Here is an 18,823-nt window from a genome sequence, read left to right as displayed (position 1 = left end):
CGGGAAGGCGGCGCCTTCCCCAAGGGCGTCTCAGAACAGCGTCCCGTCCGAGAGGATCTTCAGGGGAGGTCCGCCATCCTCGCGCTTCTCGGCGGCCAGCCTGCGCCCCACCCACCAGGTCCCGCCCTCCAGCACCCGCGCCAGCGGGAAATCCGTCAGGCCCAGCCGCTCCCGCACCAGCGGCGCCACCGCATCCAGCAGCGCCACCGTCAGCGCCCGCCAGCCGACGACCAGCGGATCCCCCGGCGCATGCTCCCGGGTTGCCGCCTCCGGATCCTCCAGCGCGATCACCCCGGCATCGAGGAACAGCCCGCCATTGCGGTATTCCGCCAGGCCGGTCAGCGCATCCAGCCCCACCACCACCTGGCCCGCCGCCTGCAACGGCTCCACCAGGGAATAGGCCAGCCATTGCGAGAGCTTGTGGAAGGGAACCAGCCCCGCCGTCTCATCCGCCCGGCGGATGCCGGGATGCCGCCAGCAATCGCCGAGCGGCACGCCCTCCAGCGCCTCCCGCCCTGGCCAGATCGGGCCGAGATGGCGCAGCAGGGCGATGAGGATGGCGCGCGCCGGCACCTCGCCGCCCGCGGCCAGCAGGTCGAAGATCCCGCCGGGCCGGGCGCTGTCCGCGCGGGCGAAGACCTCCGGCGCGGCCAGCGCCACCTCGCCCAGCCGGCGCAGCAGGGCGGCGCGGCCTGCGAGGCCGATCAGCGGATTGGTCTCGCCCGCCTGGAAGCCGATGGCCAGCTCCGCCTCGGTGATCCGGGCGAGGCGCGCGGCATCGGCACGGGGGGAGACACCGTCCTCGGCGAAGGCGCCGGCGGCGAACATGGCGAGGCTCGCCACCGCCAGCCCCTCGGAGCGCCGCAGCACCTGGCCGGTGCCGGTTTCCGCATAGCGCCAGGCCGCGCCCGCGCCGGCATCGAGCAGCACGGAGAGGATGGCGAGGTCGAAGGCCGCCCGCGCCTCGGCCGCCGGGGACGGGAAATCCGCCAGGGCCCGCAGCGCCGCCCAGCGATCCACGCCGCCGACGGTGAAATGCCGCCAGCGGGCATGGAAGGGCACCTCCAGCGTCGGGTAGCGGCTGCGGATCTCGGCGGCGACGAGGTCGGCGCAGGCGGGCAGCGCCTCCGGATGCACGCGCCAGCCCGGCAGCCGGCCATCCAGCGCGGCGGCATAGAGCTCGGTGGAGCGTTCCCGCACCGCTTCCGGCGTCAGCAGGCGATAAGCGAGGGAGCTCACATCTCCCCCAGCGGGCGGCCGGTGGTGGAAAGGTCCGCGCCGCCCTCGGGGGCGTAGTAGCCGGCGGCCTTCTTCGCCTCGATCTCCACGCTGGCATCGGGCGGGATGCGGTCCGGCGGAATGGGCACGCGCTCGCCGACCTCGATGCCCTGCTCCACCATGGCGTCATGCTTCATGTTGGACATTGAGACGAGGCGGTGGATCTTCGTGATGCCGAGCCAGTGCAGCACATCCGGCATGAGCTGCTGGAAGCGCGCATCCTGCACGCCGGCAACGCATTCCGTGCGCTCGAAATAGGTGGCGGCCTGGTCGCCGCCCGCCTGCCGCTTGCGGGCGTTGTAGACCAGGAATTTGGTCACCTCGCCCAGCGCGCGGCCTTCCTTGCGGTTGTAGACGACGAGGCCGACGCCGCCCTGCTGCGCCGTGCGCACGCATTCCTCGATGCCGTGGATCAGGTAGGGGCGGCAGGTGCAGATGTCGGAGCCGAAGACGTCCGAGCCGTTGCACTCGTCATGCACCCGGCAGGTGAGGGGGGTGCGCCGGTCCGCCAGCGCCCGCGGCTCGCCGAAGATGTAGACGGAGATGCCGCCGATGGGCGGCAGGAAGACGTCCAGGTCGGGCCGCGTCACCAGCTCGGGGTACATGCCGCCGGTCTGCTCGAAGAGGGTGCGGCGGAGGTCGTGCTCCTTCACCCCGAAGCGCTCCGCGATGCCGGGCAGCCACCAGACGGGATCGACCGCCGCCTTGGTGACGGAGACGTCGCCGCCCGGATGCAGCACGCGCCCGTCCGGCACCAGTCGGCCGGCGGCGATCTCGGCGTTCAGCTCCGCCAGGTTGAGCCGCGCCCGGGTGATGGCGATGGTGGGGCGGATGTCGATGCCCTCGGCGATCGCCTCGCCGAATACCTCGGTCGCCAGATGGCCCCAGGGGTCGAGGGAGACGATCTTCCCCGGCGCCGACCATTGCGGGTAGGGGCCGATCTCCGCCACCGGATGGGTGTTCGCGAGGTCCGGCCGCTGCAGCGGCGAGAGCGTGCCGGAAGACACGGCCAGTGCCCGGTACAGCGAATAGGAGCCGCCATGGGTGCCGATGACGTTGCGGTCGGCGGGGCGGGTGACGGAGCCGATGACCGGCCCCCGGGCCACGGGTTCAGCCGCGCCCCAGCGCAACCGCCGGCGAAGTGCCTGGGGCTCGGGGTGGGAAGTCAGACGGATATGCCGCGGCGAATTGAGGCTCATGCGTCCCCGCTCGGGTTCCGGCTGCGAAACTCAACGGAACCGGGCAAGAGATCAAGAGGTTGCGGTTGCATTTGACAGCGGAGGGCGGGCCATGGCCCATGGAGGCAAGTACAAGGGGGCAACGAAATGATCGCGCGGCGGCATCTGATGGGGGCAGGCCTCGGCGGGCTGGCGCTGGCGGCGGGGGGCCGGGTCCAGGCGCAGCCCCAGGCGGCGGAGGAATGGCCTTCGCGCAACGTCACCATCCTGGTGCCTTTCGCGCCGGGCAGCAGCAGCGACATCATCGCCCGCGCCATGGCGCAGCAGATGCAGGCGGCGCTCGGCAAGCCCGTCACGGTGGAGAACCGCCCGGGCGCGACCGGGGAGATCGGCGCCCGCCAGGTGATCCGCAGCGCGCCGGATGGCTACACCCTGATGCACGCGCCGCTCAGCACCTGGGCGATCAATGTCGCGCTGCGGCCGAACCTGGCCTACGACCCCGTCACCCAGCTCACCCGCATCACCCAGACGGTGCGGACGCCGAATGTGCTGGTGGTCCACCCCGGTTCCATCCCGGCGACGGATTTCCCAGGGGTGGTGGCCTGGCTGAAGGCCAATGGGGGCAGGGCCTCCTATTCCACCAGCGGCGCCGGCTCCTCGGATCATCTTACGATGGAAATGTTCAAGCAGGTGACGGGGACGGAACAGGCGCATGTGCCCTTCACCGGGGGCGGGCCGGCCACCACCGCGCTGCTCGCTGGCACGGTGCAGCTTTCCTTCCAGAATCTCGGCTCCATCGCGCCGCAGATCCGCGACGGGCGGGTGCGACCCATCCTGATTACCTCGGAGACCCGGAGCCGGCTTCTGCCGGAGGTGCCGACCGCCGTGGAACTCGGGCTGCGGGATTTCGTCGTCTACTCCTGGCAGGGCTTCGGCGGGCCGCCCGGGATGGCGCCGGCGCTGCTGGCCCGGGTGCATGCGGCGGCCGTCGCGGCGCTCCGGCATGAGGACAGCAGGACCCGGCTGGAGGAGCTGGGCTTCGAGGTGGTGGCGAATGCGCCCGACCAATTCGCCGCCTTCCAGGAGGCGGAGATCGCACGCTGGAAACGGGTGGTCCAGGCCGGCGGCATAACCGCTGATTGAATATCTCCGCCTGGGCGCGCATAAGCACCCGCCGCCAGGGGCCGGTCCGGCCCGCCTCCGGAAGGACCGGACCCTGGCGGAAACCTCCGGCTCCGGCGGTCCGGCTCCCAGGTACACCCGTGGTTTAAGAAACGGGACACCAGGGGGTGAAATGGTCAGGGCAGAGTCGAGATGGCGCCGGCACTTGCTGCCGGCGCGCAGAAAGGACTGCGTGATCCGTGGACGTGATGCCGAAATCCGAAGCGACGACGCCGCAGGACGCCGCGGCGCTGAGCGAGGCCATCCTGCGCAAGCTGACCTACGACCTGGGCAAGAGCCGGGCCGGGGCGCGCGACCGGGACTGGTTCATGGCCACTGCCCTGGCGGTGCGGGACCGGATGGTGGATCGCTGGCTCACCCAGCTCCGCGCCTCCTATGAGACGGGGAAGAAGCAGGTCTACTACCTCAGCCTGGAATTCCTCATCGGCCGGCTGCTGCGGGACTGCATCAGCAATCTCGGCCTGAACCAGGAGGTGGCGGCGGCGCTCGCCTCGCTGGGGGTGGATTTCGAGCAGGTGCGGCAGGCCGAGCCCGATGCGGCGCTCGGCAATGGCGGCCTCGGGCGGCTGGCGGCCTGCTTCATGGAAAGCATGGCGAGCCTCGGCATCCCCGCCTTCGGCTACGGCATCCGCTATGAGCACGGGCTGTTCCGGCAGCTGGTGCGGGAGGGCTGGCAGCGGGAATACCCCGAGGACTGGCTGACCTTCGGCAACCCCTGGGAATATGCCAGGCCGGAGATCGCGCACGATATCGGCTTCGGCGGCTCGGTGGAGGCGGTGGCGGTCTCCGAGCTGCGGGTGCGGCATGTCTGGCACCCGGCCGAGACGGTGCAGGCGGTGGCCTATGACACCCCGGTGGTGGGCTGGCGCGGCCGGCATGTGAACACGCTGCGGCTGTGGTCGGCGCGTGCCATCGACCCGCTGAAGCTGGAGGCCTTCAATTTCGGCGACCATGTCGGGGCGCTGGCCGACCGCATGCGGCAGGAGAGCATCTGCAAGGTGCTCTATCCCTCCGACGAGACGCCGGCGGGGCAGGAGCTGCGGCTGCGGCAGGAGTATTTCTTCGCCTCCGCCGCGCTGCAGGACCTCGTCCGCCGCCATCTCCGCGTCTATGGCGATCTGCGCAGCCTGCCCGAGAAGGTGGCGATCCAGCTCAACGACACGCATCCGGCGATCGCCATCGCGGAGCTGATGCGCATCTGCGTGGACCAGCACGACATCGCCTGGGACGAGGCCTGGGAGATCACCAGGGGCTGCATCAGCTACACCAACCACACCCTGCTGCCGGAGGCGCTGGAAAGCTGGCCGGTGCCGCTGATGGAGCGGCTGCTGCCGCGCCACATGCAGATCATCTACCTGATCAACGCCCACCACCTGGACAGCGTGCGCCATGCGCATCCGGAGGACGGACGGCTGCTCTCCTCCGTCTCGCTGATCGAGGAAGGGCATGGGCGGCGGGTGCGGATGGGCCATCTGGCCTTCATCGGCTCGCACAAGGTGAACGGCGTCTCGGCGCTGCATTCGGAGCTGCTGAAGCAGACGGTCTTCGCCGATTTCCACGCGCTGTCGCCCGGCCGCATCGTCAACAAGACCAACGGCATCACCTTCCGCCGCTGGCTGCACCAGGCCAATCCGGGGCTGACCGGGCTGCTGACCGAGGCGCTGGGGCCGGAGGTGCTGGACCGGCCGAGCCTGTTGCCCGGCCTGGTGCCGCAGGCGGAGGATGCCGGCTTCCGCGGCCGCTTCGCCGCGGTGAAGCGGGCGAACAAGGAGGCGCTGGCGAGTGTCATCCGCCACCAGCTCGACCTGCGGGTGGACCCCGGGGCGCTGTTCGACGTGCAGATCAAGCGCATCCACGAATACAAGCGCCAGCTGCTGAACATCCTGGAGACGGTGGCGCTCTACGACGCGATCCGCGCCCAGCCGATGAAGGACTGGGTGCCGCGGGTGAAGATCTTCGCCGGCAAGGCGGCGGCGAGCTACCACCGGGCGAAGCTCATCATCAAGCTGGCGCATGACGTGGCGCGGGTGGTGAACAGCGACCCGACCCTGCGCGGCGCCCTCAAGCTGGCCTTCCTGCCGAATTACAACGTCTCGCTGGCCGAGCTGATCGTGCCGGCGGCCGATCTCTCGGAGCAGATCTCGACGGCGGGGATGGAGGCCTCCGGCACCGGCAACATGAAGCTGGCGCTGAACGGGGCGCTGACCATCGGCACGCTGGACGGCGCCAATGTCGAGATCCTCGAGCATGTCGGGGCCGAGAACATCCACATCTTCGGCCTGACGACGGAGCAGGTGGCGGCGCACCGCGCCGCCGGCACGCGCGGCGAGGCGGCGGTGGCAGCCTCGCCGCGGCTGGGCGAGGTGCTGGAGGCGCTGGAGTCCGGCGTCTTCTCCCCGGACGAGCCGGACCGCTACCGCGGCCTGGTCGCCTCCCTGCGCGGCGACGACTACTTCCTGGTCTCGGCGGATTTCGACCATTACTGGGAGGCCCAGCGGGCGGTGGATGCGCGCTGGCGCGACCCGGCAGCGTGGCAGCGCGCGGCGGTGCTGAACACGGCACATATGGGCTGGTTCTCCTCCGACCGCACCATCGCGGAGTATGCCGAGGACATCTGGCGCGTGCCCGTGGCCCATACGGCCTGACGGCGCGGCCGGGGCGCGCAGGCCCGGGCCGGCGCCCGGCCCCCGGGCCGGGGCCGGGGGCAGCGCCCCGATCCCGATGCCGGCCACCGCGATTGTCGGATACCTGAACAGCGATGCCACCTGCTGCGGCGGAACGAATGCGGGTAACCTCGGCGTTGTGGCTGCGGAGGGGGTGCCGGGCCACGGCCCGTCCTGCTCCGCCAGGCTGGCGCTGCCGCCCCTGGCCACCATCTTCCTGATGCCGGAGGAGGGAACGCTGCATGGGTGACAGTGGGGAGAGGCCGCCAGCACCGCTGGCGCGGACGGCCATGGCCTTCGTGCTGGCCGGCGGCCGCGGCAGCCGGCTGATGGAGCTGACGGACCGCCGGGCCAAGCCCGCAGTCTTCTTCGGCGGCAAGTCGCGGATCATCGACTTCGCCCTGTCCAACGCCATCAATTCCGGCATCCGGCGCGTGGCCGTCGCCACCCAGTACAAGGCGCACAGCCTGATCCGGCACCTGCAGCGCGGCTGGAACTTCCTGCGGCCGGAGCGGAACGAGAGCTTCGACATCCTCCCCGCCAGCCAGCGCGTCTCGGAACACGCCTGGTACCAGGGCACGGCGGATGCGGTGTTCCAGAACATCGACATCATCGAGGATCTGGCGCCGCGCCACATCGTGCTGCTGGCCGGGGACCACATCTACAAGATGGACTACGAGGCGATGCTGCAGCAGCACGTCGCCGCCGGGGCCGAGGTGACGGTGAGCTGCATGACCGTCCCGCGGATGGAGGCCACCGGCTTCGGCGTGATGGCGGTGGACGAGACCGGGCGCATCGTCGATTTCGTGGAGAAGCCGGCCGACCCGCCCGCCATCCCGGGCCAGCCGGACCTGGCGCTTGCCAGCATGGGGATCTACGTCTTCGAGACGCGCTTCCTGATCGAGCAGCTCCGGCGGGACGCGGCCCACCCCGGCTCCTCCCATGATTTCGGCAAGGACATCATCCCGCACCTCGTCGCCCGCGGCGGAGCGCTGGCGCACCGCTTCGAGACCTCCTGCGTCCGCTCCTCCATGGAGGCGAGCCCCTATTGGCGGGATGTCGGCACGGTGGACGCCTATTGGGAGGCGAATATCGACCTCACCGACGTCATCCCCGGCCTCGACCTGTTCGATCGGGACTGGCCGATCTGGACCTATGCCGAGATCACCCCGCCGGCGAAATTCGTGCATGACGTGGCGGGGCGGCGGGGCGAGGCCGTCGCCTCCCTGGTCTCGGGCGGCTGCATCGTCTCCGGCGCTTCGGCGCGGCGGTCGCTGCTCTTCACCAATGTCCACCTGCATTCCTTCGTGAAGCTGGAAGGCGCGGTGCTGCTGCCGGAGGTGGATGTCGGCCGGAATGCTCGGCTGACGAATGTGGTCGTCGACCGCGGCGTGCGGATCCCGGAAGGGCTGGTGGTGGGGGAGGACCCGGAGGCGGATGCGGCGCGCTTCCGGCGGACGGAGAAGGGCATCTGCCTCATCACCCAGGCGATGCTGGACCGGCTGGCGTGACGGCGCTGCGGCTGCTGGCGATCGCCTCCGAATGCTTCCCGCTGGTGAAGACCGGCGGGCTGGCCGATGTGGTCGGCGCGCTGCCGGGGGCGCTGGCGCCGGAGGGCATTGCCGCGACCACCCTGCTGCCCGGCTACCCTTCCGTGCTGGCGGCCATCCCCGGCGCCGTGAAACTGCGTGCCCTGCCGGAGCTGTTCGGCGGCCCGGCGCGGGTGCTGGCGGGGACGGCGCATGGGCTGGACCTGCTGGTGCTGGAGGCGCCGCATCTCTTCGACCGGCCGGGCACCCCCTACCTCGCCCCGGGGGGCGGGGAGTGGGAGGACAATGCGCTGCGCTTCGCCGCCCTCGGCGCTACGGGCGCGCTGCTGGCGCGGGAGGAAGGGTTCGACGCCGTCCACGCGCATGACTGGCAGGCGGGGCTGGCGCTGGCCTATCTGCGGCATGGCGCCGGGCGGCGGGTGCCCTCGCTCTTCACCATCCACAACCTGGCCTTCCAGGGGCAGTATCCCGCCACTCTCTTCCCCCGTCTCGGCCTGCCGCCGGAGGCCTTCGCGATGGCGGGGCTGGAGCATTACGGCCATGTAGGCTTCCTCAAATCCGGCCTCTGGTATGCCGACCGCATCACCACCGTCTCCCCCACCTATGCCGCGGAGATCCTGACGCCGGAAGGCGGGATGGGGCTGGACGGGCTGCTGCGCGGCCGGGGCGCGGTGGTGGACGGCATCCTGAACGGGCTCGACACCCTGGAATGGGATCCGGAGAGCGACGCGCGGCTGCCTTCCCGCTTCTCGGTGGCCGATCCCGGGCCGCGGGCGGCGAACAAGGCGGCGCTGCAGCACCGGATGGGGCTGGCCGAGGATGCCGCCGTGCCGCTCTTCGCCTTCATCGGGCGGCTGGCCTGGCAGAAGGGCGTGGATCTGGTGCTGGAGGCGCTGCCCGCGCTGCTGGAGGGCGGGGCGCAGCTCGCCATCCTCGGCAGCGGGGAGGCGGCGCTGGAGGCGCGCTGCCGCGCCGCCGCGGTGGAGCATCCGGGGCGCGTCGGCACCTTCATCGGCTTCGACGAGACGGTGGCCCGGCTGCTCTATGGCGGCGCCGATGCGGTGCTGGTGCCGAGCCGTTTCGAGCCCTGCGGCCTGACCCAGCTCTGCGCCCTGCGCTATGGCGCGCCACCCATCGTGGCGCGGGTGGGTGGGCTGGCCGATACGGTGATCGACGCCAATGAGATGGCGCTGGCGGCGGGGACGGGCACCGGGCTGGTCTTCGCCCCGGGCTCGGCGCAGATGCTGGCGGCGGCGATGCGCCGGGCCATCGCGCTGTGGCGGCAGGGCGAGCCCTGGCGGCGCCTCCAGACGAATGCGATGGCCTGCGACGTCTCCTGGCGGCGCTCGGCCGGGCGCTATGCGGCGCTGTTCCGGGACATGGTGCGGGCGGAGAGCATTGACGCGTGAGGCGTGCGGGGGCTTCGCCCCCGGGACCTCCGGTAGGGGCGCTGCCCCTGGCCGGGGCATGGGGGGCGGAGCCCCCACCCCCACCGCGCAGCAGGCAGGAAAGGACTGAGAGGATGGGGCCGGTACCCCAGCGATTTTGCTTGATCCGCTTCAGCGTTCCGCACCGGCTCCATGCCCCTGCTCACTGAAGGCTCGCCTGCCAGGCCCGGCGCCGCCGCCGATGCGGCGGGGCTGAACATCGCGGTGGTGGCGCCGGAGGCGACCGCCGTGCATCTCTGCCTCTTCGACCGTGCAGGGCGGGAGGAGCTGGCGCGTCACCGCCTGCCGGCGCGCAGCGGCGATGTCTGGCACGGCCATGTCGCGGGGATCGGCCCCGGCACGCGCTATGGGCTGCGGGCGGAAGGCCCGTGGGAGCCCGCCACCGGCCGGCGCTTCGATGCCGCCAAGCTGCTGCTGGACCCCTGGGCCCGGGCCATCGACCGGCCCTTCGCCTGGCACCCCGACCTCGCCCGCTTCGGCGCGGAGACGGCGCATCTGGTGCCGAAGGCGGTGGTGGTGCCGGAGGTGGCGCCACCCCTGGCGCCGCCGCCGCGCCCCGGCCCGCGGGTGATCTACGAGCTGCACGCCAGGGGCTTCACCCGGCTGCATCCGGAGATCCCGGAGGCGATCCGAGGCACCGTCGCGGCGCTCGGCCACCCCGCCGCCATCGCGCATCTCCGGCGCCTCGGCGTGACGCATGTGGAGATCATGCCGCTCGCGGCCGGCATCGATGAGCGGCATCTGGCGCCGCTCGGCCTGCGGAATTATTGGAATTACAATCCGGTGGCGCTGCTGGTGCCCTGTCCGCGCCTGGCGCCGGGCGGCATGGCGGAGATCCGCGCCGCGGTGGATGCGCTGCGGGCGGCGGGCATCGGCGTGATCCTCGACCTGGTGCTGAACCATACCGGGGAAAGCGATGCGGCCGGGCCCGCCCTCTCCCTGCGCGGCCTGGCCGATGCCGCCTTCCACCGGCTGCTGCCGGGCGGCGCCTATGCCAATGACACGGGCTGCGGCAACAGCCTGGCGCTGGACCGGCCCTGGGCGCTGCGCCTCGCCATGGATGCGCTGCGGCACTGGGTGGCGGAGACGGGGGCGGAGGGCATCCGGCTCGACCTCGGCACGACGTTGGGGCGGCGGGACAGCGGCTTCGACGCCGCCGCGCCGCTGCTCTCCGCCATGCGGCAGGACCCGCTGCTGCGGGAGCGGCTGGTCATCGCCGAGCCTTGGGATATCGGACCGGGCGGCTATCGCCTCGGCGAATTCCCGGCCGGCTGGGGGGAGTGGAACGACCGCTTCCGCGACACGGTGCGCAGCTTCTGGCGCGGCGACCCCGGGATGGCCGGGGAGCTGGCGACGCGCCTCGCCGGCTCCGCCGACCTGTTCCGCCCGCCACGGCGCGTGGCGGACAGCGTGAATTTCGTCGCGGCGCATGACGGCTTCACCCTGGCCGACCTCGTCAGCTACGAGCACCGCCACAATGAGGCGAATGGCGAGAACGGGCGGGACGGTCACGCCGGCAACCATTCCTGGAACCATGGCGTCGAGGGGCCGAGCGACGACCCGGTGATCCGGGCGAAGCGCGCGGCGGATGTGCGGGCGCTGCTGGCGACGCTGCTGGCGGCGCGCGGCACGCCGATGCTCGGCATGGGCGACGAGGCGGGGCGCAGCCAGGGCGGCAACAACAACGCCTATGCACAGGACAACGAGGTCTCCTGGCTCGACTGGGCGCGGCTGGATGCGGGGCTGTGCGATTTCGCGGCGCGGCTGGTGCGGGCGCGGCTCACCCACCCGGCGCTGACCGCGACGGCGCCGCTGACCGGGCGGCCGGCGGATGACGGCGGCATTCCGGACGTGGCTTGGCGGCAGCTCGATGGCCGGTCGAAGCAGGAGGAGGATTGGGGCCGGGCGCGGGCGGTCGTCGCAGTGTTCTACGCGGCGGGGGACCGGGTGGCGGTGGCGCTGCATGGTGGCGAGGCGCCGGCGGAGCTGGTGCTGCCGCCGCCCCGGCCCGGCCATGGCTGGCGGCTGCTGGCGGACAGCGCCGATCCGGCACGGCAGGGGAAGGTCGGGGAACGCCTGCCCGTCTCGCCGCGTAGCGTGCTGCTGGTGGCGGAGGAAGGCATGGGCGGACACCAGGACATGGACCCGGCCCTGCTGGGCGAGCTGGCGGAAGCGGCGGGCATCGCCCCGGAGTGGCACGGGCTGGACGGCAGCGCGCATCGCGTGCCGGAGGGGACGCTGCGGGCCATCCTCGGCGCGCTCGGCCTGCCGGCGGAGAGCGCGGCGCAGGCGCGGGAGAGTCTGGAACGGCTGAAGGCGCCGTGCGCCCTGCCGGCGGCGGCGAGCTTCCGCCTGGGCGAGGCGGCGACCCTGCCCTGCGCGGCGGAGGGCTGGCTGACCCTGGTACGGGAAGACGGAGAGACGCAGCCGCTGCAGGCGGAAGGGCCCTGGGATCAGGCGCCGGGCCGGCCACCCTGCCGCCGCTTGGCACTGCCGGCGCTGCCGATCGGGCGGCACCGGATCTTTCCCGAGGGGCAGCCGGAGCTGGGCTGCGAGATCACCGTGGCGCCGCCGGCGGGCTTCCTGCCGCAGGCGCTGGCGGGTGGCGGCAGGGGCTTCGGCGTCGCGGTGCAGCTCTATGCGCTGCGGCGGCCCGGCGACCAGGGCATCGGCGACTACACCGCACTGGCCGAGGCGGCGCGGCTGGCGGGGGCGGAGGGGGCGATGCTGCTCGGCCTTTCCCCGCCCCATGCCCTGCCGCCGCTGGAGCGGTCGCGGGCCAGCCCCTACCAGCCCTCCGACCGGCGCTTCCTGGAGCCGGCCTTCATCGATCTGGGGGCGATCCCCTTCGGCCCGGCAGCGCCGGTGCTGCCGGAGGGGGCGCTGGTGGACTACCCGGCGGTCTGGGCGGCGAAGCGGGCGGGGCTGCTGGCGGCCTGGCGGGATTTCCCCGAGGCGCATCCCTGGCGGGCGGAGCTGGCGGGTTTCCGGGCGCAGGGCGGGGCGGCGCTGGAGCGCTTCGCCGCCTTCAACGCCATCGCGGCGCAACGGGGCAGCACCGATTGGCGGCGCTGGCCGGCGGAGCTGGCGCGGGGGGATGCGGAGGGCGTCGCTGCCTTCATCGCCGCGCATCCGGAGGAGATCGGCTTCGAGGTCTTCCAGCAATTCCTGGCCGACCGGCAGATGGGCGAGGCGGCGCAGGCAGGGGCAGGGCTCTACCGCGACCTGGCCGTGGGGGCGGCGCCGGATGGGGCAGAGCTGTGGTCCGGCGACGCTAGGTTCCTCGACGGGCTCTCCATCGGCGCGCCGCCGGATGCCTTCGCGCCGGAGGGGCAGGTCTGGGGCATTCCGGCGCCCGCCCCCACGGACGATGCCGGCTTCGCCGCGCTGCTCCGGGCCAATATGCGGCATGCCGCGGCGCTTCGGATCGACCATGTGCTGGGGCTGACGCGGCTGTTCCTGGTGCCGGATGGGGCGCGGGGCGGCGAGGGGGCCTATCTGCGCTATCCGCTGAAGGACCGGCTGGCGACGCTGGCGCTGGAAAGCCACCGCGCGCGCTGCCTGGTGGTGGGGGAGGATCTCGGCACCGTGCCGCCCGGCCTCCGGGCGGAGCTGGCCGCCGACCGGGTGCTCTCCTACCGCGTGCTGTGGTTCGAGCGGGAGGGCGAGGGCTTCGTCCCGCCCGCGCGCTGGCCCGCCCTGGCCGCGGCCTGCGTGGCGACGCATGATCTGCCGACTCTGCTCGGCTGGTGGCAGGGCGAGGACATTGCGGAGCGGGAGGCGCTGGGCATCGGCGATGCCGTGGCCGCACGCGCGGGACGGGAAGCAGAGCGGGCGGCGCTGCGGCGGCTGCTGGAGGCGGAGGGGCTCTGGCCGGAGGATGAGGCGGAGCTGCCGGCCGCGGTGCATGCGCTGGTGGCCCGCACGCCTTCCGCCCTGCTGCTGGTCCAGGCCGAGGATCTGGCCGGGGAGCTTGTGGCGGTGAACCTGCCCGGCACGGATTGGCAGCGCCCGAATTGGCGCCGCCGCCTGCCGCTGCCCGTGGCGGCGCTGTTCGCCGACCCACGCGCCCGCGCCATCCTGGATGCCGTGCGCCGGGAAGGCCGCGCCGCCGGCTGAACCCACCGGCCCAAGCCCAGACCGGGGTCCGGGGCCAGGTCCTGGCCCCGGCGGGGTGCAGGGGCAGAGCCCCTGCCGGGGCTTGGGGGCGGCGCCCCCGCCCACGCAAACCCCTGGCGCCCCCCGCCTTCGCAGGTGCAACATGCGTGGCATGCCGGACAGCGCCCCCGATCCCCTGCAGGACCTTCTCCTCCGGCTGCGCGAGGCCCGCGATGCCGCCGCGCAGGACCCGTTCGGCGACCCGGTCCTGCTGGTGGCCCTGGCGATCAGCCGCCGCCTGGATGACGGGACGCTGGATCTCGGCGTGGTGGAGGCGCTGGTGCAGCGCCTGGCGGATGCCGCCGCCGCGGACCGGGCCGGGCGCCTCGCCCGCTATGTCGGGCTGGAGCAAGGGGTGCCGAGCCTCGACGCCCTGGCGGCGCGGCTGGTGCGGCCGGACCCGGATGACAGCCCCATCCCCTTCGCCCGCTACTGCGCGCTGGTGGAGCAGCCGCGCTTCGCCGCCGTGTTCACCGCGCATCCGACATTCTCGCTGCCCTATGCCACGGCCGTCGCCCTGGCCGAGGCGGCGAGCGGCGCGGCACTGCCGCCGGGGCTGGCGCATCGGCCGCCCGCCCCGACGCTGGAGGAGGAATTCCGCCAGGCGAATGAGGCGATCCGCCGCGGCCGGGATGCGCTGGACGGGCTCTCGGCGGCCCTGCTGCGGGCGGCGCAGGGGGTGTGGCCGGATCGCTGGGCGCGGCTGGTGCCGCGGCCGGTGCTGCTCTCCACCTGGGTCGGCTATGACACGGATGGCCGCACCGATATCGGCTGGTGGGACACGTTGCGGTTGCGGTTGGTGATGAAGCAGCGGCAGCTCGAAAGGCTGGCGGGGCAGGTGGCGCCGCTCGGCAGCTGCGCCGCACCGCTGCTGGCGCGGGTGCAGGGCGCGGTCGAGGCCGTGGCGGCGCAGATCGCCGCGGTGCCGGAGACGCCGGAGCCGTTGAAGGTGCAGCACCTGGCCGCGCTGATGGTGGGGGAGAGGGAGGCGGCGCTCACCTCCACCGCGCCCCTGCTGGCGCTGTTCGCGGATGCGGTCGCCGCCGCGCCGGATGAGGCGGCGCGGCTGGCCCTGGCGGTGGCGCGGGCTGGGCTGGTGGCGCATGGGCTGGCGCTGGCCCATACCCATATGCGGCTGAATGCGGCGCAGGTGCACAATGCGGTGCGGCAGCGCCTGGAGCTGACCATTTCCGCCGACGACATGGCGCAGCGCCGCGGGCTGCTGGCCGCCATCAACGCCGCCCTGGCCGAAGTGGAGGCGCAGCCCGTGGATTACGGCGCGTTGATCGGCGAGCCGGCGAGCGCGGTGCGGCTGATGCTGCTCTGCGCGCAGATCGCCAAGCATGTGGATGGCGACACGCCGATCCGCTTCCTCATCGCCGAGACGGAGACGGGCTACACCCTGCTGGCGGCGCTGTGGCTGGCGCGGCGCTTCGGCGTGGACCATGCGGTGGAGCTCTCCCCGCTGTTCGAGACGGCGGAGGCGCTGGACCGCGGCGAGCGGGTGCTGGAGGAAGCGCTGCGCAGCCCGCATTACCGCGACTATCTGCGCCGGCATGGCCGCATCTGCCTGCAATTCGGCTATTCGGATTCCGGGCGGTATGTCGGGCAGCTGGCGGGGAGCTACCTGGCCGAGCGCCTGAAGCTGCGGCTGGTGGAGCTGTTGCGGCGGCACAAGCTGGACGGCATCGAGGTGGTGCTGTTCGACACCCATGGCGAGAGCGTCGGCCGCGGCGGGCATCCGGACAGCCTGGCGGATCGCCTCGCCTATCTCTCCCCGCCGCTGGCGCGGACGGCGCTGGACAAGGCCGGGCTCAGGCTGCGGGAGGAGACGGCCTTCCAGGGCGGCGACGGCTACCTGCTGTTCGGCACGCAGAAGCTGGCGGAGGCGACCATCGCCGGCATCGCCAGCCACGCCTTCACCCCGCCCGGGGAGGGGAGCGACCCGGTCTATGCCGAGGCGGATTACGTCGCGGATTTCTTCGCGACCGTCAGGCGGGAGATGCAGGCGCTGGTGGCCGACCCCGGCTATGCCGCGCTGCTCGGCGCCTTCGGGCCGGGGCTGCTGGACCGCACGGGCAGCCGCCCCGCGGTGCGGCAGAGCGACGGGATGGGCGGGCCGGTGCGGATCAGCCATCCCTCCCAGCTACGGGCGATCCCGAACAACGCCATCCTGCAGCAATTGGGATGGATGGCGAATTCCATGCATGGGCTGGGGGTGGCGGCCTCCGCCAACCCGGATGCCTTCGCCGAGCTGCGGACGCGTTCCCCGCGCTTCGCCCGGGCGATGCGGCTGGCGCAACGGGCGGTGGCGTGCAGCGACCTCGGCGTGCTGCGGGCGGTGGTGGATACGCTGGACCCGGGGCCCTGGCTGGACCGCGCCGGCTTCACCCGGCGGCCGGGGCGGCGGGAGGAGCTGCTGGCGGTGGCCGGGGCGGTGGAGAAGCTGGACCTGGACGCGCCGGTGCGGCGGCTGTTCCGCCGGCTGCAGGCGGACCATCTGGCGCTGAAGGCCGCGTGGCCGGAACTGCCAGCGATGAATGACCGGCTGGTGCTGCTGCACGCGCTGCGCCTGACGCTGATCCACCGCATCTGGCTGCTGGCGGCGGCGATCCCGGATTTCTCGCCCCGGCATGGGGCGACGCGGGAGGCGCTGGTGCTGCGGCTGTTGCAGCTGGATGTGGAGCCGGCGCTGGCATTGCTGGCGGAAGTGTTCCCGGCGGCGCCGGGGGCGGTGCTGGGGCTGGATTTCCATGAGAAGCCGGCGCCGCGGGAAGGGCTGAGCTATGCGGCGGAACACGCCGCGCTGTTCGGGCCGATGGGGCGGTTGTTCGGGTTGGTGCGGGCGTGCGGCGCGGCGATCACGCATGAGGTGGGGGCGTTTGGTTGAAGCGCCCGCCGAAGCGGCCTAGCTACGGCAAGGGCGAGAGGGGCGCCGCCCCTCTCGCGCTCGCCCCGCCAAGGGCCGAAAGGCCCTTGGAACCCTGGAGTTTGGCAGCCATGGGCACCCTGATTCCGCGTGAATTGCTGGAGGCGTACAGCGGGGGGGCGATGACCCGGCGGGAGACCAGCGAGCGGATCGGCGCCGAAATTCCGTTCGGCGCGCTGTTGGTGCAACTCGTCGAAAACGGGCTGAAGCTGCCTTGGCTTTCAAGCAACCCGAACTCTCCGGGCGCTGCGCTGGTACGCGCGTTGGTAGCGCGGTCCGTATTTTAAGAAGCAAGGCGATGAACCTATAGTGGTGACCTGTTCTTAATTGTCCAAACTCCCGCGGTCGGTACAAAGGGCATTCGTATATTGCCGAACTGTGCTTGTATAATCTAGCATCTTCTTTAATGTGGCTAAATTTTATCGCAGCAAAATGCTAGCGAATTATACGCCTGACAGCTATTGCGTGGCGCTCAAATTTTTTAAGTGTTGCTGCTGGGAAGTCACCGGATTTCTGAACGTTCTTCTTACCGACGTCCTCAAACCAGATGCATACGACCGCACGATCATCATACTGCGTTCCTATGTGAGAGACAGTCATTTTCGGGCCGCCTGACTTCAAGACGACAACATCGCCGGGTTCAAAGCTCATTTTGCGCCCTCCATCCGATCATATCGTAACGATAACGTGTGCGGTTGTCGGTCGCCAGGGTTATGTGTCTCGGTAAAATCGGATAACTCTGTAAGCGACCATTGGCAGCGGCTTCCCTTTGGTGCGGTCAAGGCGCCCCGTGCGGGCTGAAAGGGAGACGGACCTGCTTGCGGCAATCTCTCCAATGAAATCTAAGAAATGCCCGTCTCCCACCCCGCCCCCACAACCGCCACCACCCGCCGCCCCTGCCCATCCTCCCGCACCACCACCAGCCCGGCTTCCTCGATGAAGCCCACCGCCCGCCGCGCCCGTCCGACGCTCCGCGTGCCATAGGCGCGGGCGATCTCCTCATCCCCCGGGCAGGGCGCCCCGGCCAGCGCCGCGGCGGCCAGCTTCAGGAAGACGCCCTGCAGCTCCTCCGGCAGCGTGGCGGCCATCGCCTCCGCCTGCGGCCATTCCTCGCGCGCCGCCACCTCCTCGGGCACCTCCGCGCGGCCCACCGCCAGCAGGCGGCGGAACTCGGCCAGATCGGCCAGCGGGCCGGGCAGGGCGGCGATGCGGCAGCGGACCAGGAAGTCCTGGTACAGCACGGAGGCCGGGCGGAACGCCGCCTCCTCCTCCGCCAGCACCGCCCGCACCATCCCGGCCAGCGCCCGGGCACGCTCGGCCAGCGCTTCGGGGGAAGGCGGCGCGGCCGGGGGCGGCGGTGCCGCTGGCCGGGCGGCCGCCAATTGCGCCAGCACATCGGGCGGGGGCGGGGGCGGCGCCCGCCGCACCGGCCGCAGCATCTCGGAGGGCGGCGGGGCGGCCAGGATCAGCGCCGCCGCATCCTCCAGCGGCGCCGCCGGCAGCGGCGTCAGCTTCGGCCCGGCGCCGCGGCTTTCCGTCTCCACCTGCCCCACCACCACCCGCACCGGCCGCCGGCTCAGCGCCGGGCCGAGGGCCATGAACTGCCCGCGCGCCAGGTCGCGGAACATCTCCGCCTGGCGCCGCTCCATCCCCAGCAGGTCGGCGGCGCGGGCCATGTCGATATCGAGGAAGGTCCGCCCCATCAGGAAGTTGGAGGCCTCGGCGGCGACGTTCTTCGCCAGCTTCGCCAGGCGTTGGGTGGCGATCACGCCCGCCAGGCCGCGCTTCCGCCCGCGGCACATCAGGTTGGTCATGGCGCCGAGCGAGGCGCGGCGGGCCTCCTCCGCCACCTCGACGGCACCGGAGGGGGCGAAGAGCTGCGCCTCATCCACCACCACCAGCAGCGGCGTCCAATAGTCCCGCGGCGCGTCGAACAGCCCGTTGAGGAAGGCGGCGGCGTGGCGCATCTGCCCCTCCGGGTCCAGCCCCTCCAGGTTCAGCACCACGGAGACGCGGTGGCGGCGGGAGCGGTCCCCGGCCAGGACCAGCCCCTGCTCGGTCTGCGCCGCGGCGTCGATGACGAGGTGGCCGAAGCGGTCGGCCAGGGAGGTGAAATCCCCCTCCGGGTCGATCACCACCTGCTGGACCCAGGGGGCGCTGCGCTCCATCAGCCGGCGCAGCAGGTGGGATTTGCCGCAGCCGGAATTGCCCTGCACCAGCAGGCGGGTGGCCAGCAGCTCCTCCAGATCCATCACCGCCGGCGCGCCGCCTTCCGCCGCCCCCAGATCGATCGCGACCGTCATCCAGCCCCTGCTGCCCCCATGGACGGGGCCTCTACCCCGTCCCGGCCCGTCGCGGAAGCGCGGGCTGCGCCGCGCCTAACCCGGTCTTCACACTCCCCGTGCCATGTCCGGAGGACTGCCCTGTCGCTCGCCCG

The 18,823-nt window shown here is 72.2% G+C and carries 11 protein-coding genes; 7 read left to right on the top strand and 4 right to left on the bottom strand.

The features are described from left to right. Positions 1-30 precede the first annotated feature (30 nt). The gene (locus tag NJ376_RS11375; protein ID WP_252953378.1) at positions 31-1,239 is read right to left on the bottom strand and encodes a URC4/urg3 family protein; all 1,209 of its coding nucleotides are present in this window, start codon (positions 1,237-1,239) and stop codon (positions 31-33) included. Further along, positions 1,236-2,477 (bottom strand): GTP cyclohydrolase II, encoded by a 1,242-nt coding sequence (locus tag NJ376_RS11370; protein WP_252953377.1) that lies wholly within the window; start codon positions 2,475-2,477, stop codon positions 1,236-1,238. The genes NJ376_RS11375 and NJ376_RS11370 overlap by 4 nt, the downstream gene beginning before the upstream one ends. Before the next feature lie 126 nt (positions 2,478-2,603). On the opposite strand from NJ376_RS11370, the gene NJ376_RS11365 reads away from it, so the two are divergent. The 7 genes from NJ376_RS11365 to NJ376_RS11335 all read left to right on the top strand — a co-directional run bounded on the left by NJ376_RS11365 (position 2,604) and on the right by NJ376_RS11335 (position 16,673). Further along, positions 2,604-3,599 carry a Bug family tripartite tricarboxylate transporter substrate binding protein gene (locus NJ376_RS11365; protein ID WP_252953376.1) on the top strand — a complete coding sequence of 332 codons (996 nt, stop codon included), beginning with the start codon at positions 2,604-2,606 and terminating at the stop codon, positions 3,597-3,599. A 227-nt stretch (positions 3,600-3,826) separates the two neighbouring features. Next, positions 3,827-6,283, top strand: coding sequence for a glycogen/starch/alpha-glucan phosphorylase (locus NJ376_RS11360; RefSeq protein ID WP_252953375.1), 2,457 nt, complete (start codon positions 3,827-3,829; stop codon positions 6,281-6,283). Positions 6,284-6,543: 260 nt separating this feature from the next. Next, positions 6,544-7,812 carry a glucose-1-phosphate adenylyltransferase gene (gene glgC, locus NJ376_RS11355; RefSeq protein WP_252953374.1) on the top strand — a complete coding sequence of 423 codons (1,269 nt, stop codon included), beginning with the start codon at positions 6,544-6,546 and terminating at the stop codon, positions 7,810-7,812. Between the two features lie 5 nt (positions 7,813-7,817). Then, entirely contained in the window at positions 7,818-9,260 is a 1,443-nt protein-coding gene (gene glgA, locus NJ376_RS11350; protein WP_252953400.1) for a glycogen synthase GlgA, read from the top strand. Between the two features lie 171 nt (positions 9,261-9,431). Further along, a complete protein-coding gene (gene glgX / locus NJ376_RS11345; RefSeq protein WP_252953373.1) occupies positions 9,432-13,418 on the top strand; it encodes a glycogen debranching protein GlgX in 3,987 nt (1,328 codons plus the stop codon). Between the two features lie 151 nt (positions 13,419-13,569). Next, the gene (locus NJ376_RS11340; RefSeq protein ID WP_252953372.1) at positions 13,570-16,347 is read left to right on the top strand and encodes a phosphoenolpyruvate carboxylase; all 2,778 of its coding nucleotides are present in this window, start codon (positions 13,570-13,572) and stop codon (positions 16,345-16,347) included. 110 nt (positions 16,348-16,457) lie between these two features. After that, entirely contained in the window at positions 16,458-16,673 is a 216-nt protein-coding gene (locus tag NJ376_RS11335) for a hypothetical protein (protein ID WP_252953371.1), read from the top strand. 148 nt (positions 16,674-16,821) lie between these two features. On the opposite strand, the gene NJ376_RS29295 is transcribed toward NJ376_RS11335, so the two are convergent. Then, entirely contained in the window at positions 16,822-17,037 is a 216-nt protein-coding gene (locus NJ376_RS29295) for a YodC family protein (protein ID WP_370288185.1), read from the bottom strand. Between the two features lie 191 nt (positions 17,038-17,228). Then, positions 17,229-18,689, bottom strand: coding sequence for an ATP-binding protein (locus NJ376_RS11330; RefSeq protein ID WP_252953370.1), 1,461 nt, complete (start codon positions 18,687-18,689; stop codon positions 17,229-17,231). Between the last annotated feature and the right edge of the window lie 134 nt (positions 18,690-18,823).

The sequence above is a fragment of the Siccirubricoccus soli genome, from assembly GCF_024178315.1.
GTDB classification, from domain to species: Bacteria; Pseudomonadota; Alphaproteobacteria; order Acetobacterales; family Acetobacteraceae; genus Siccirubricoccus; species Siccirubricoccus soli.
Note: the sequence above shows the minus strand (reverse complement) of the source record. Positions and strands in the feature narration are given on the sequence as shown.